This is a genomic window from Streptomyces sp. NPDC096048, from assembly GCF_044763415.1.
GTDB lineage: Bacteria > Actinomycetota > Actinomycetes > Streptomycetales > Streptomycetaceae > Streptomyces.
The window spans coordinates 51,121-64,883 of sequence record NZ_JBIWGG010000014.1 but is presented as its reverse complement, the minus strand read 5'-3'; the positions used below and the strand labels follow the sequence as shown (position 1 = coordinate 64,883).

Sequence of the window (13,763 nt, the reverse complement as noted above, 5' to 3'; positions counted from 1 at the left end):
GCATGGCAGAGCCCAGTAATCCAGCCGCGCGGCCGCCCTGTCAAGAGTGCGGCCGGCCAGGGCCCGGGTCTTGCCCGGCACCGGGAAACACGTCACACTGATACCGAACGAATGGTCGGTTGGGAAGCTGGTGACGATGACCACGACACACACCGCCGAGGCGCCGCCCCCGGACGGGCTGCAGGAGCACTTCGACGCGACGATCGCGCACGACCAGCGCGTCGAACCGCGCGACTGGATGCCGGACGGCTACCGGAAGACGCTGGTCCGGCAGATCGCCCAGCACGCCCACTCGGAGATCATCGGCATGCAGCCGGAGGGCGAGTGGATCACCCGCGCGCCGTCGCTGCGCCGCAAGGCGATCCTGTTCGCCAAGGTCCAGGACGAGGCCGGCCACGGGCTGTACCTGTACTCGGCGGCCGAGACCCTCGGCGCGGACCGCGACGACCTCACCGAGCGACTGATCGAGGGGCGCCAGAAGTACTCATCGATCTTCAATTACCCGACGCTGAGCTTCGCCGACGTCGGCGTGATCGGCTGGTTCGTGGACGGCGCCGCGATCTGCAACCAGGTACCGCTGTGCCGTAGCTCGTACGGGCCGTACGCGCGCGCGATGGTGCGCATCTGCAAGGAGGAGTCCTTCCACCAGCGGCAGGGCTACGAGCTGCTGATGACCATGATGCGCGGCACCGACGCCCAGCGGGAGATGGTCCAGGACGCGGTGGACCGCTGGTGGTGGCCGTCCCTGATGATGTTCGGCCCGCCCGACGACGCCTCGCCCAACTCCGCGCGGTCGATGGCCTGGAAGATCAAGCGGCACAGCAACGACGAGCTGCGCCGCCGCTTCGTCGACATGACCGTCCCGCAGGCCGAGAAGCTCGGCGTCACCCTGCCCGACCCGGACCTGCGCTGGAACGAGGAGACGGGGCACCACGACTTCGGCACCCCGGACTGGGACGAGCTGATGCGCGTCATCAAGGGCGACGGCCCGTGCAACGAGCAGCGGGTCCAGCGGCGGCGGACCGCCCACGAGGAGGGCGCCTGGGTGCGCGAGGCGGCCACCGCCCACGCGGCCAAGCAGGCGGCCCGTACGGAGAGGGGAACGGCGGCATGACCTCCGACAAGCAGGGCTGGCCGCTGTACGAGGTGTTCGTGCGCGGCAAGCGCGGCCTCAACCACGTCCACGTCGGCTCGCTGCACGCCGCCGACGACGCGATGGCCCTCACCCACGCCCGCGACCTCTACACCCGGCGCAACGAAGGCGTGAGCCTCTGGGTCGTGCGCTCCGAGCACATCGCCGCCTCCACCCGCGACGAGAAGGACCCCTTCTTCGCCCCCAGCGCCGACAAGGTCTACCGTCACCCGACCTTCTACGACATCCCCGACGACGTCCCCCACATCTAGGAGCAGGGCATGAGTGACGACCACGTCTACCTGACCCTGGCCGAGGGACACGAGGACGACTCCCGCTGGGCCTACGGCACCGGCTTCGAGGACCCCCTGCACGGCGTCGACACCACCGTGCCCGAGGGTGTCGACGCCGGTGAACTGGCCGCGGACTGCGTGGCGCTCGCCGACGACGCCCTGGTCTCGGCGCAGCGGCTCGCCGAGTGGGTCACGCGTGCGCCGGAGCTGGAGGAGGAGGTGGCGCTGGCCAACATCGGCCTCGATCTCCTCGGCCAGGCCCGGCTGCTCTACTCGCGCGCGGGTCAGGTCGACGGCACCGGCCGCGACGAGGACGCCTACGCCTACTTCCGGGACGCCGGCGACTTCCGCAACGTGACCCTGGCCGAACTGCCCGGCGGCGACTTCGCCTTCGCCGTCGTGCGGCTCCTGGTCCTCTCCAGCTGGCGCCTGGCCCACTTCCAGCGGCTGGTGGCCCATCCCGACCCCGTCCTCGCGGCGGTCGCGGCGAAGGGCGTCAAGGAGCTGACGTACCACCGGCAGTACGCCGCCGAGTGGGCCGTGCGCCTGGGCGACGGCACGGACGAGTCCCACCGCAGGATGCGCGCGGCGCTGGACCGGGTCGCCCCGTACCTCGGCGAACTGCACACGGCGTACGACGTACGGGACGAGGTCGCCGACGACCTGCGCCAGGTCACCGAGGCGGCAGGGCTGCCCCTGCCGGTGTACCGTCCGCTGCCCGGCTCCGGCCGCGCGGGCGAGCACACCGAGCATCTGGCGCCGCTCCTCGCGGAGTTGCAGGGCGTCGCCCGCGCACACCCGGACGCGACATGGTGACCGGTGGCCTCGCGGCTCCGGACGCCCGCCGCGCCCGGCACGTCGCCGAGCAGGTGCCCGACCCCGAGCTGCCCATGCTGACCCTCGCCGACCTCGGCGTGCTGCGCGGCGTCGAGGTGACCGCCGACGGCACGGTGGTCGCGAGCCTCACGCCCACCTACTCGGGATGCCCGGCCATGGCCGAGATGCGGGCGGACGTGGCCGCGCGGCTGCGGGACGCCGGGTACGCGCGCGTGGAGATCCGCACGGTCCTGAACCCGCCCTGGACCACCGACTGGATCACCGAGGCCGGCCGCCGCAAACTCGCCGAGCACGGCATCGCCCCGCCCGGCGCCGCGCCCCGCGGCCCGGTCTCCCTCGTCCTGTCGCCCACCCGGCCCGCGGTGCCCTGCCCCCGGTGCGGCTCGGCGGACACCGAGGAGACCTCCCGCTTCGCCGCCACGTCCTGCAAGGCGCTGTGGCGCTGCCGGGCCTGCCGCGAGCCGTTCGAGTACGTCAAGGAGATCTGATGGCCCCGACCGCACCCGCCTCGGCGACCGCGTCCGCCTCGGCACCGCCGGCGCGCGCCCGCCGCCGTCCCGCCTTCCACCGCCTGCGCGTCGCCGACGTCCAGCGGCTGTGCGCGGACGCGGCGGCCGTGAGTTTCGAGATCCCGGACGAACTGGCCGAGGAGTTCGCCTTCGCGCCGGGGCAGTCGCTCACCCTGCGGCGCGAGATCGACGGCCGGGACGAGCGCCGCTCGTACTCGATCTGCGCACCGGCCGGTACGGTGCCGCGCATCGGGGTCCGGGTGGTGCCGGGTGGCCTGTTCTCGTCGTGGCTGGTGAGCGAGGTGCGTCCGGGCGACACGGTGGAGGTGATGGCCCCCACCGGCTTCTTCACGCCCGACCTGACCACCCCGGGCCACCACGTGCTGATCGCCGCCGGCTCGGGCATCACCCCCATGGTGTCCATCGCCGAGTCGGTGCTGGCCGCCGACGACCGCTCGACCGTCACCCTGTTCTACGGCAACCGCCGCACCGACACGGTGATGTTCGCCGACGAACTGGCCGACCTGAAGGATCTCCACCCCACCCGCTTCCACCTGGCCCACGTGCTCTCCCGCGAACCCCGCGAGGCCGAGGTGCTCTCCGGCCGCCTGGACGCGGAGCGGCTCTCGGCGCTGGTCGACTCGCTGGTGGACGTGGAGAGCGCGGACCACTGGTGGCTGTGCGGCCCGCAGGGCATGGTCGCCGACGCCCAGCAGGTGCTGACCGGCCTCGGCGTCCCGGCGGACCGCGTCCACCGGGAGCTGTTCTTCGCCGACGACGAACCCGTGCGGGAGGTCCGCCACGAGGATGTCGGCCCCGAGGGACCCGTCAGCGAGGTCACCATCACCCTGGACGGCCGCTCCACGACCTCGTCCCTGTCCCGGGAGCGGAGCATCCTCGACGGCGCCCAGCAGACCCGGCCCGACCTGCCCTTCGCCTGCAAGGGCGGCGTCTGCGGCACCTGCCGCGCCCTGGTCACCGACGGCCGGGCCGACATGCGCCGCAACTACGCGCTCGAAGCGGCCGAGGTCGACGCCGGCTACGTCCTGACCTGCCAGTCGTACCCGGTCACGGAGAAGCTGACCGTGGACTACGACAGCTGAGCCCGCAGCGTCCTCCGGTGCGGGGGGGCGAACACTATGAACGCAATGATCGAAGGGATGGCCCCGGCCTCGGCGGGTTCCTAACATCCCGGCTCGCAGCGCAACTTCGCGCCGAGCACGTACAGGAGCCGCTTCGTGACCACACCTGACGCGTCCACCCGTGTCCCCTGGGCCTCCCGCCGCCGACGCCGTCCGGCGGTGGTGGCCGCCGTCCTCGCCGCCGTCCTCCTCGGCGCGCTCGGCAACGCACCGGCCGCCCACGCGCGGCCCGCCTCGCCCGCGCCAACGCCCTGCCCACCCGAATTGGCAGGCAAGGCGCGGTGCTACGCCGGCCAGGACGCGAACGGCGCCCACTACACGATGGCCGTGCCGGAGGACTGGAACGGCTCGCTCGTCGTGCACGCCCACGGCGGCCCCGACCTCGGCGAGTCCTCCGACCCGTCTCGGAGCACCGACGACCTGGAGCGCTGGGCGGTGATGGTCGACGAAGGGTACGCGTGGGCCGGCTCCGCCTACCGCCGCGGTGGCTACGGAGCCCGGATGGCGGCCGCCGACACGGAGAACGTCCGCCGCCTGTTCACCGAGCGGTTCGGCCGGCCGGAGCGGACCTACCTCCACGGCCAGTCCTGGGGCGGCGACGTCGCCGCCAAGGTCGCGGAGACCTATGGCAGGCGACCCGGCGCCTATGACGGAGTGCTGCTGACCAACGGTGTCCTCGGCGGCGGTTCGCGCGGCTACGACTACCGCGTGGACCTGCGGGCCGTCTACCAGTACTACTGCCACAACCACCCCCGCCCGACCGAGCCGCAGTACCCGCTGTGGCAGGGGCTGCGCCCGGACTCCACCATGACGACGGCCGGGCTCCGCGCCCGTCTCCAGGAGTGCACCGGGTACTCCTCCGAACCCGAGGATCGGACCGTGCTCCAGCAGCGCAATCTCGACGACATCCTCGCCGTCACCCGCATCCCGGAGCGCACCCTGGAGTCGCATCTCAAATTCGCGACCTTCACCTTCCGGGACATCGTGACGAACCGGCTCGGCGGCCGGAACCCGTGGAGCAACCGGGGTGTGCGGTACTCGGGTTCCCACGACGACAAGGCGCTCAACGCGGGCGTCGAGCGCTTCTCGGCCGACCCCTCCGCACGTCGTGACCTCTCCTACGACAGCGACCTCACCGGGAGGGTGTCCCTCCCCGTCCTCACCCTGCACGCGATCGACGACCCGACGGCCTTCGTGGAGCACGAGGCGGCCTACCGCGCCACCGTCCAGGGCGCCGGCCGGGGCGGCAACCTCGTCCAGACGTTCACGAACGAGGCCGAGCACAGTTCGCTGAGCGACTCCGAGTACGCCAACTCCATCTCCGCGCTGGACACCTGGGCGCGCTCCGGCCGCAAGCCGACCCCGCGCTCGATCGCGGCCTCCTGCGGCGCCTTCGACGCGACCTACGGCAGCGGATGCTTCTACGACCCGGGATTCCGTCCCGCGCCGTACGCCTCGCGGGTGCGGCCCCGGCCGGGCGGACTCGGCTGGCCCGCCATGACCGCCGCGCAGGAGCGGGCGTGGAGCCGGATCGACGGTGTGGGCATCGCGCCCTAGCTCTCGCGAGGTGGGGCGGGTGACCGCTCAGCCGCCCTCCGCCAGCACCGCCCGGATCACGTGGCGGGCGTTGCCGGCCATCGCCGGGTTGGTCCCGCGGTAGTACGGCAGCGCGATCAGAGCTTGGGAGAGCGTCCGTCCGCGGCCGCGCCGCCAGGCCGCGTCGTCCACACCGAGCGCCTCGCGGAAGACCTCCCTCGCGCCGGCCGGCAGCAGATTCCAGGCCGGGAAGAGATCGCAGGCCGGGTCGCCCACTCCCATGCACCCGAAGTCGATCACCGAGGACAGCCTGCCGTCGTTCACCAGCAGGTTGCCCGGCATCAGATCGGCGTGCAGCCAGACCGGCGGTCCGTCCCAGGCCGGGGCCCGCAGGGCGTCCTCCCACACGGCGGCCAGGGCATCACAGTCGACACCTTCCTCGGGGAGGCCGCGCAGTTCCTCGATCGCGGACCGGGTCTCCTCGTCGAGGGTGGCGAGCGGGCCGCCGCGATGGGCCTGCGGCGCGCCCGGCAGGGTGACGCTCCGCATCGCCGCCACGAACCCGGCCAGATCCCGGGCCAGCAGCGCGGGTTCGCTCAGCGCTCCGGCCTCGGGAAGCTCTCCGGGCAGCCATCGGTACACCGACCACGGCCACGGATACCCCTCGCCGGGCCGGCCGTCCCCGAGCACCTCGGGGACGGCGGTGGGCAGCAGGGGCGAGAGGCGGGGCAGCCACTCCCGCTCCACCAGCACGTCCCCGACCCCGCCCTCGATCAACGGCAGCCGTACGACCAGGTCGTCGCCCAGCCGGTACATCGCGTTGACCGTGCCACCGGACGGGAAGCGCTCGACCGGCAGTCCCGCCCACCGCGGGAACTGCCCGGCGACCAGGCGCCGTACGAGACGGACGTCGAGGGGACGAAGGCCCTGCCGCGTCTGCCCTGCTGAGCTCATGGGGCTCATCCGATCCCCCGACGCCGACGGCCGTCAAACGCTTTCCCGCCCGCCGGCGGCGAGGTCGGTCAGACGCCGAACTCCGAGGGCGCCACGCCGAGGGCGGTGCAGGCCTCGCGGATCGCGTACTGCTCGGACGGCTCGAAGACGCCGTCGGCTCCGGCGATGACCATGCCGGTCTGGATGACCGCCCGGGCCTCCGCGGGCTTCTTGGCGGCCTTGGCGATCACCTGCAGGGCCTCGCTCTTGCCCAGCTCGAAGTTGGCGACGAGCTTGTCCACGTGCTGGTTGAAACGCTGGCGGAGCTGGTCCGCCGGGAAGTTCTGCAGGACCTCGTTGGAGACGATCAGTTCCTCCACGCGCTGCCGCTCCGCCGGCTCCACCTGTCCGTCGGCCGCGGCGACCAAGGCGCACATGGCCATGCTGGCGTCCCGGTAGGCGCCGCTCTTGAGTTCGGTCTTGACCGAAGCGAGCTGGGTCTTGAACAGCCCGATCAGCTGGGCCTTGGAGCCGCCGGAGGAGGAGCCGGGCCGGCCGGATCCCTGATGCCCCTGATACCCCTGCGGTCCCTGCCCGGGTCCGCTCGCTCCTCGAGTGCCCTGGGACTGCTGGAAGGTCTTGGCCTGGTCCTTGATCTTGTCCCACATCGCCACTCGTGCCACCTCGGCTTCTGTTGCTGCTGCGTGTCCGTCTTGGTCCTCGGTCGCGATCTCTCGCGGCTATCAGGATGAACGCACCCGGGGGCCGCTCGGTTCCCGAAAGGCAAAGGCCGGGCAAAGTGTCTCACGGTGGCGTAGTAGGCTGCGCGACCAGGAGTTGACGGTCGGTCGGCATGGGTGGAGGCGTGACGTGTGGCTCGGCTGAACGCGTCACCGGCCACTCCCGAGCCCCCCGAGCCGCTCCGTCCTCCCGCCACGCGGCGCACGGTGTGGTCGCGGGAGGTGGGCTGGTTCGTCGCGATCGGCGTCGTGTCGACCGTCGGGCAGGCGCTGCTGTACTGGGTGCTGCGCCTGTGGTGGCCGCCGGCCGCCGCCAACCTGGTCTCCCTGCTGGTGCTGACCGTGCTGAACACCGAGGCGAACCGGCGGCTGACGTTCCGGCACACTGCCGTGGGGGCGGCCCGCGCCCACCTGGGAGCCGGTGGCCTCTTCCTGCTCGGCTACCTGGTCACGTCCGGTGCCGTGCTGTGGTTCAGACATGCCGAGCCCGGCGCCTCGCCCGCCGCCGAGACCGGGGTCCTCGCCGCCACGTCCGTCGCCGTCACCGTCGTGCGCTTCGTCGTCCTGCGGCTGGCCGTCTTCCGCGGCCCCGCTCGCCGACGACGCTGAACCGGGCGGCGCCCGTCAGGCCCAGAAGCCGCGACGGGAGGCCTCGATGTGGCCCAGGTACCGGTGCGTCCAGTCGCCCATGTGATGTGTCGTCTTCAGCAGTCCCCGCCCCGGCTCCGTGAGGGAGCACTCGACCCGCGGCGGCACCGTGGGGTGCACGTACCGCTCCACCAGTCGTTGCGCTGCGGCATGCGCAGGTTCCGCGTGAGCACCTTGTGGCCGATGCCCTCGATCTCGTCCCGCAACTCGCTGAAGCGCAGGGTGCGGTCGCCCGGCGCCTCGATGAGCGGGCGCGCCCACTTGTCGGCGATGTCCGAGAAGATCTCCCGTGCCAGGGAGTCCGCGCGCGTCAGGTCCGCGTCGTCGGGCGAGCCCGCGAACTGCTTGGTAACCATCGGGTTCCCCAGTCACTGAAAAGTGCGTTCTTCCATGTCAGCGTTCACTCTCCTACGGTTCCCGAGTAACCACTGGAGAGTGAACGCAAGGAGACACGTCATGGCCATCACCCTGGTGAACCCCGAGGGACTGCCGGAGATCGACGTCTACCGGCAGGTGTCGATCGCCTCCGGATCGAGGCTGGTCTTCGTCGCCGGACAGGTCGCGTGGGACGCCGACGGCGCCACGGTCGGCGTGGACGATCTCGCCGCGCAGGCCGAGCGGTGCTACCTCAACGTCGCCACCGCCCTGGCCGCGGCCGGCGCCTCCTTCGCCGACGTGGCGAAACTGAACGTGCACGTCGTCGACTGGACCCCCGACAAGATGCCCCTGCTGCTGGACGGCATCGGCCGGGCGACCGCGAAGCTGGGGGTCACCGCGGCACCGCCGGCCACACTGCTGGGCGTCGCGGCGCTGGACGTGCCCGAGCACCTGATAGAGGTCGAGGCCACCGCGGTCGTCGACTGAATCCGGCGGAGCCGTTTGAGGCTCTGGGCTTCGGACACGCGATGGCTGGGCGCCGCCGGCCGGCGGCGCCGACCGCGTACATGAACGTGTGGAGGCCAGTAATGGTGGAGAGGAACGGAACGGGCGGCGGACCGCTCGACCGTCCGGCGATGCCCCAGGAGGAGGCGGAGCTCTCTCCGCCGTACCGATACCAGCGCCAGCAGCGCCCCGGTCTGGAAGAGCGGATGGAAGTGCGCCCGCGCTACCTCGCCCCCCATTACCGGGGCTCCGGGAAGCTCGCCGGGAAGGTCGCGCTGATCACCGGGGGCGACTCCGGAATCGGCCGTTCGGTGGCCGTGCTCTACGCGCGCGAGGGAGCCGACGTCGCCGTCGTCCACCTGCCCGAGGAGCAGAACGACGCCGACGAGACCAGGGCGGCGGTCGAGAAGGAGGGCCGCACCTGTCTGCTGCTGCCGGGCGACCTGTGCGACCCGGGCTTCTGCGCGGACGTCGTCGAACGCACCGTAGCGGAGCTGGGCGCTCTGAACGTCCTGGTCAGCAACGCCGCCTACCTCAACAGCCAGAACAGCCTGTCCGACCTGACCGCCGAGGACTTCGACCGGGTCTTCAAGACGAACGTCTACGCCTACTTCCACCTGGTGATGGCGGCCCTGCCGCACCTCTCCCACGGTGACGCCGTCATCGCCACCGCGTCCGAGGAGGCGCTCAAGGGCAGCGAGATGATGATGGACTACGCCGCCTCGAAGGCCGCGCAGGTCGTCTTCACCAAGTCCATCGCCCCTCACCTCGCCGAGCGCGGCATCCGCGCCAACATCGTCTCCCCGGGCCCCACCTGGACGGTGCTCAACCTGGCGGGGCAGCGGTTCCCCGACGACTACCTGACCCACCTGGGCAGTTCGTCCCCCATGGGGCGGGTCGCCCAGCCGGAGGAGGTGGCCCCCGCGTACGTGTATCTGGCCTCGGACGCCGACTCCAGCTTCACCGTCGGCGAGGTCGTCGCCGTCACGGGCGGTCTGACGGACACTCGCTGAACGCGGGCCCGTCGCGCCCGTCGGTCAGCCGTGTACCGCCCGGTCGAGGAGGCTCTGCAGGTACAGGCCGCGCTGCGCGTCGACCGGGGTCGGCGTGCCGGTGCGGACGGCCGTCGCGAAGTCGTGGCGCAGGACGGGCCAGCACTCCTCGTGGTCGATGCCGGCCGTGTCGTAGACCAGGGGGTGCGCGGGGCCGAAGAGTTCGACGCGGGTGAGTGTGCGCGGGACGGCTACCGAGCCGGACAGGGAGGCCTGGCTCACGGCTCCGTTCTCGTGCTCGCAGGTCAGTTCCACCCAGCGGCGCGGGTCGCCGGAGGCGCGGAGGCCGGTGATGGGGCCGATCGCGGCATCCAGCAGGTCGAGCAGGTGAGGGCCGAGGTCGAGCAGGGCGCCGTGTTCGAGGCGCCAGCCGGTGGCGAACTCGCCTCGCAGGAAGGCGCCGTGGAGGTAGCAGGAGCGGGCCCCGGCCACGTCGACGGCGCGTGCGGCCGCCAGGAAGGCCCGGGTGGCGGGGTGGTAGCGCTTGGTCAACACGAGCTGGGAGACCACACCGGCTTCCGCGACCGCGTCGGCCACCCGGCGGGCCGAGGCCAGATCGGGCCCGAGCGGCTTCTCCAGCAGCAGGGCCTTGCCCCGCCGCGCCGCCAGCGGTGCCAGCTCGGCCTGGACGGCGGGCGGCACGGCGAAGGCCACGGCCTCGCAGCGGTCCAGCAACGCGTCGAAGTCGGCGGCGACATGGGCGGCGTAGGGCGCGGCGGTCTCGCGGGCGGCCTCCGTACGACGGGCCCAGACCGCGGCCAGCCGGGTCTCGGGTCCGGCGGCCAGTACCCGGGCGTGCATGGTGCGGGCCCAGGGGCCGGCGCCCACGAGCCCGACCTCGACGGGCCGGCCGGTCCAGGGGGCGGGGGCAGCGGTCACGGTGTTCCTGTCTTCCTGGTGCTTTCGGTGGGGTGCGGGAGGGGTCGGCGGTGCGCTCACGGCGCGAGGCGGTCGAGCCGGGCGTCGGCCTCGGCGGGGGAGTAGAGGTGCTCCACGACCATGGCGGCGGCCCCGACGAGTCCCGCGTGGTCGCCGAGGCGCGAGGTGACGACCTGGAGGCCGGCCGTGGCGCGGGGCATCGCGCGCTGGTAGACCAGCTCGCGCACCCCGGTCAGGAAGGGCACCCCGGAGAGCTCACCCGCGATCATGAGTACACCGGGATTGAGCAGGGTCACGACGGTGACCAGGACCTCGCCCACCCGCCGCCCGGCCTCCCGGGCCAGCCGTACGGCGTCGGGCTGTCCCTCGTTGAGCAGCCGCCGGACGTCTCGCCCCGAGGCGGTGTCGAGGCCGAGGGCGGCCAGCTCCTTGGCGATCGCACGCCCACTGGCGACGGCCGCGAGGCAGCCGTGGGAGCCGCACATGCACAGGGCATCGGCCCGGTCGTGCAGGCGGATGTGCCCGATGTCGCCGGCGCCGCCGTCGATGCCGCGGTAGAGGCTGTCGCCGATGACGACACCCGCGCCGATGCCGGTGGAGACCTTCAGCAGGAGGAAGGACGAGCAGTCGCGGTGGTTGGCCTGGTGCTCGGCCAGCGCCATGAGGTTCGCGTCGTTGTCCACCAGCACCGGAACGGGGTCGGCCGCCGCGTCCAGGCCCGTCCGCGCCGCGTACGCCTTCTGGAGCCGCTCCCGGATGGGGTACCGGTCCCAGCCCGGCATGATGGGCGGCTCGATCACCCGCCCCGACTCCCAGTCGACCGGGCCCGGTACGGACAGTCCGATGCCCGTGACGTGGGAGGCCGGGATGCCGGCCGCCGCGATCAGGTCGGGGAACCACTCGGCCAGCCGGTCCAGAACGTGGTCGGGTCCCTCGGCCACGTCCATGGGTCCCGTGTGCTCGGCCAGGATGGTGCCCGCGAGGTCGAGGACGGCGGCGCGGGCGTGCCGCGTCTCCAGGTCGAAGGCGACGACCGAGGCGTGGGCCGGATCGAAGGCGATCCGGTGCGACGGTCGGCCGCCCGTGGACTCGCCGGAGGTGTGGCGCAGCCACCCGGCGCGGTTGAGCAGGTCGAGGCGCTGCCCCACGGTGGACCGGGACAGCCCGGTGGCGCTCTGGAGGTCGGCCCGGGTGTTGGCGCGGCCGCTGCGGATCAGCTGCAGCAGCGCGCCCGCGCTGGCCTGACTCGACGTCATCATGTGTCCCCCAGGGCTCAACTCTTGTCGGCGCCGCTGGTCAGACCCTCGGTGAGCAGTCGTTCGGCGGCGAAGAACAGAAGTACCACGGGGATCGTCAGCACCACGGAACCGGCCATCAGGATCGTCTTCGGCACCTCGATGCCGTTGGAGAGCTGGGCCAGTCCCAGGGAGACCGTCCACTGGCCGGGGTCGGCGGCCAGGAACAGCAGCGCGAACAGGAATTCGTTCCACGCGATCATGAACACGTACAGGCCGGTGGCCATCAGGGAGGGCAGAGCGAGCGGCAGGATCACTTTGCGCACGGTCTGCAGCCGGGAGCACCCGTCCAGTGCGGCGGCCTCCTCGATGGAGGCCGGGATGGTGACGAGGTAGTTCTTCAGCATGTAGATCGACACCGGCACGGTCTGGGCGACGTAGACGATGGCGAGGCCGACCAGACTGGAGGACAAACCGATCTTCGCGAAGATGACGAAGAGCGGCACGGCCAGCAGGGTCGCCGGGAACATGTACACGGCCAGGAAGAGCGCGCTGACCTGGCGGTGGCCGAAGAACTTCAGCCGGCTGACGGCGTAGGCGCCGGGCACGGCGGCCACCAGGGTCAGCGCCACCGTGCCCAGGGAGACCAGCGCGGAGTTGACCAGGAACTCGAGGAATCCCTGGCCGCCGTCGTCGGTGGAGCGCAGTACGTCCTGGTAGGTGGAGAGGGTGAGGTCCTTCGCCGAGATCCACAGGGAGCCCGGGTCGAGCAGCAGCGCGTCGATGGGCTTCAGCGACAGCAGCACCATGTAGTAGAAGGGCAGGAGGGTGATCGCGGCGAGGAGCGCGATGACGATCCACCGCGCGACGCCGAAGAACCGCTCCTCGAACCGGGCCCGGCTCAGGGCCGCCTTCTGGGTCACGCTTCCTCCTGGACCTTGTCGCCGAAGAACTTGAAGTAGAGGCCCAGCAGGATCATCAGCACGAGGGCCAGGACGAGCGCCTGGGCGGCCGCGGCGCCCACGTCGTAGCGGGCGGTGAGGAAGTCGTAGACGCGTACCGCGGCCACGTCGGTGCCGGCGCCGCCGCCGGTGAGCAGGTAGACGTCGTCGAACTTGTTGAACGTCATGATGAAGCGCAGCACGCACAGCAGCGCGATGACCGGCATCAGCTGGGGCAGCAGGACGTGCCGGAAGCGCTGGGTGATCGTCGCGCCGTCGACCAGCGCGGCCTCCTCCAGGGTGTCCGGCACCGCCTGCAGCCGGGCCAGGATGAACAGGAACGCGAAGGGGAAGTAGCGCCAGCACTCGAAGACGATGACGGTCAGCAGTGCCAGCGGGATGTCGAAGTGCAGGCCCAGCAGGTGGACTTCGTACTCCCGGGTGGACAGGAAGGCGATCGGGTCGTCCCAGCCGAACAGCCGCCGGCCCCAGTCGTTGACCACGCCGTACTGCGGGCTGAGCGCGACCTCCCAGACGAAGGCCACGGCGACGACGGGCGCGACGTACGGCAGCAGCATCGCCGCGCGCAGCAGCCCGCGCCCCTTGAACGGCTTGCGCAGCGCGAGCGCGGCGACCAGGCCGAGGACGACGGAGCCGAGCGTGGAACCCGCCGTGTAGAGCAGGGTGGTCCACAGGCTGGACCAGAAGCCGGCCGACTCGAAGACCTGCGCGAAGTTGTCCAGGGACCAGTTGCCGAACAGGCCCATTCCCTGGATGTCGACGAGCTTGGCCTTCTGGAAGGCCAGCAGCACGGTCCACGCGATGGGCAGTACGACCACCACGAGGACCACGAGGAAGGTGGGGGAGACGAACGCGAGGCCCGCGCGGTTGGCGCGCCGACTGGCGGTCATCGGACGGCGGCCCGGTGCGGGCCGGTCCGTGGGCCGGGGGCTGGTGTCCCGGCGCTGCGGCGCGCCGGCTGGGGCTGTTGTCATGAGGGACCT

Annotated in this window: 15 protein-coding genes and 1 pseudogene; 9 read left to right on the top strand and 7 right to left on the bottom strand. The window is 71.9% G+C overall.

Features of this window, described 5'->3' with window-relative positions; genetic code table 11:
• Positions 1-136: 136 nt before the first annotated feature.
• The 6 genes from paaA to ACIQ6R_RS32405 all read left to right on the top strand — a co-directional run bounded on the left by paaA (position 137) and on the right by ACIQ6R_RS32405 (position 5,470).
• Entirely contained in the window at positions 137-1,114 is a 978-nt protein-coding gene (paaA, locus tag ACIQ6R_RS32430) for a 1,2-phenylacetyl-CoA epoxidase subunit PaaA (RefSeq protein ID WP_404182538.1), read from the top strand.
• Positions 1,111-1,404 (top strand): 1,2-phenylacetyl-CoA epoxidase subunit PaaB, encoded by a 294-nt coding sequence (gene paaB, locus ACIQ6R_RS32425; protein WP_404182535.1) that lies wholly within the window; start codon positions 1,111-1,113, stop codon positions 1,402-1,404. Before paaA ends, paaB begins: the two co-directional genes overlap by 4 nt.
• 9 nt (positions 1,405-1,413) lie before the next feature.
• Positions 1,414-2,241 (top strand): 1,2-phenylacetyl-CoA epoxidase subunit PaaC, encoded by an 828-nt coding sequence (gene paaC / locus ACIQ6R_RS32420; RefSeq protein WP_404225269.1) that lies wholly within the window; start codon positions 1,414-1,416, stop codon positions 2,239-2,241.
• Positions 2,235-2,750 (top strand): 1,2-phenylacetyl-CoA epoxidase subunit PaaD, encoded by a 516-nt coding sequence (gene paaD, locus ACIQ6R_RS32415; RefSeq protein WP_404225268.1) that lies wholly within the window; start codon positions 2,235-2,237, stop codon positions 2,748-2,750. Before paaC ends, paaD begins: the two co-directional genes overlap by 7 nt.
• A complete protein-coding gene (gene paaE, locus ACIQ6R_RS32410; RefSeq protein ID WP_404225266.1) occupies positions 2,750-3,874 on the top strand; it encodes a 1,2-phenylacetyl-CoA epoxidase subunit PaaE in 1,125 nt (374 codons plus the stop codon). Before paaD ends, paaE begins: the two co-directional genes overlap by 1 nt.
• Positions 3,875-4,009: 135 nt before the next feature.
• Positions 4,010-5,470 (top strand): hypothetical protein, encoded by a 1,461-nt coding sequence (locus tag ACIQ6R_RS32405; RefSeq protein WP_404225264.1) that lies wholly within the window; start codon positions 4,010-4,012, stop codon positions 5,468-5,470.
• A 27-nt stretch (positions 5,471-5,497) separates the two neighbouring features.
• Here the strand turns inward: ACIQ6R_RS32405 and ACIQ6R_RS32400 are convergent, their stop codons facing one another.
• Both ACIQ6R_RS32400 and ACIQ6R_RS32395 read right to left on the bottom strand, forming a co-directional pair.
• On the bottom strand, positions 5,498-6,412 hold the full coding sequence (locus ACIQ6R_RS32400) for an aminoglycoside phosphotransferase family protein (protein ID WP_404225262.1): 915 nt from the start codon (positions 6,410-6,412) through the stop codon (positions 5,498-5,500).
• A gap of 59 nt (positions 6,413-6,471) precedes the next feature.
• Complete coding sequence (locus ACIQ6R_RS32395) at positions 6,472-7,056, bottom strand: tellurite resistance TerB family protein (RefSeq protein ID WP_404182916.1); 585 nt, start codon at positions 7,054-7,056, stop codon at positions 6,472-6,474.
• 198 nt (positions 7,057-7,254) lie between these two features.
• Here ACIQ6R_RS32395 and ACIQ6R_RS32390 point away from each other — a divergent pair, with 198 nt between their 5' ends.
• Positions 7,255-7,731 (top strand): GtrA family protein, encoded by a 477-nt coding sequence (locus tag ACIQ6R_RS32390; RefSeq protein WP_404225260.1) that lies wholly within the window; start codon positions 7,255-7,257, stop codon positions 7,729-7,731.
• 15 nt (positions 7,732-7,746) lie between these two features.
• Here ACIQ6R_RS32390 and ACIQ6R_RS32385 read toward each other — a convergent pair.
• Positions 7,747-8,126: pseudogene (locus tag ACIQ6R_RS32385) on the bottom strand (winged helix-turn-helix transcriptional regulator).
• 100 nt (positions 8,127-8,226) lie between these two features.
• On the opposite strand from ACIQ6R_RS32385, the gene ACIQ6R_RS32380 reads away from it, so the two are divergent.
• Both ACIQ6R_RS32380 and ACIQ6R_RS32375 read left to right on the top strand, forming a co-directional pair.
• Positions 8,227-8,634: a RidA family protein gene (locus ACIQ6R_RS32380; RefSeq protein WP_404225258.1), complete on the top strand. Its 408-nt coding sequence runs from the start codon at positions 8,227-8,229 to the stop codon at positions 8,632-8,634.
• Between the two features lie 149 nt (positions 8,635-8,783).
• Positions 8,784-9,665, top strand: a complete 882-nt coding sequence (locus ACIQ6R_RS32375; RefSeq protein WP_404225256.1) for an SDR family oxidoreductase — start codon at positions 8,784-8,786, stop codon at positions 9,663-9,665.
• Between the two features lie 24 nt (positions 9,666-9,689).
• Here ACIQ6R_RS32375 and ACIQ6R_RS32370 read toward each other — a convergent pair whose 3' ends face one another.
• The 4 genes from ACIQ6R_RS32370 to ACIQ6R_RS32355 are packed head-to-tail and all read right to left on the bottom strand — an operon-like array spanning position 9,690 to position 13,754.
• A complete protein-coding gene (locus ACIQ6R_RS32370; RefSeq protein WP_404225254.1) occupies positions 9,690-10,583 on the bottom strand; it encodes a Gfo/Idh/MocA family protein in 894 nt (297 codons plus the stop codon).
• Between the two features lie 56 nt (positions 10,584-10,639).
• Complete coding sequence (locus ACIQ6R_RS32365) at positions 10,640-11,839, bottom strand: ROK family protein (RefSeq protein WP_404225425.1); 1,200 nt, start codon at positions 11,837-11,839, stop codon at positions 10,640-10,642.
• A gap of 17 nt (positions 11,840-11,856) precedes the next feature.
• Positions 11,857-12,741, bottom strand: coding sequence for a carbohydrate ABC transporter permease (locus tag ACIQ6R_RS32360; protein WP_404225253.1), 885 nt, complete (start codon positions 12,739-12,741; stop codon positions 11,857-11,859).
• Positions 12,738-13,754: a carbohydrate ABC transporter permease gene (locus ACIQ6R_RS32355; protein WP_404225251.1), complete on the bottom strand. Its 1,017-nt coding sequence runs from the start codon at positions 13,752-13,754 to the stop codon at positions 12,738-12,740. Before ACIQ6R_RS32355 ends, ACIQ6R_RS32360 begins: the two co-directional genes overlap by 4 nt.
• Between the last annotated feature and the right edge of the window lie 9 nt (positions 13,755-13,763).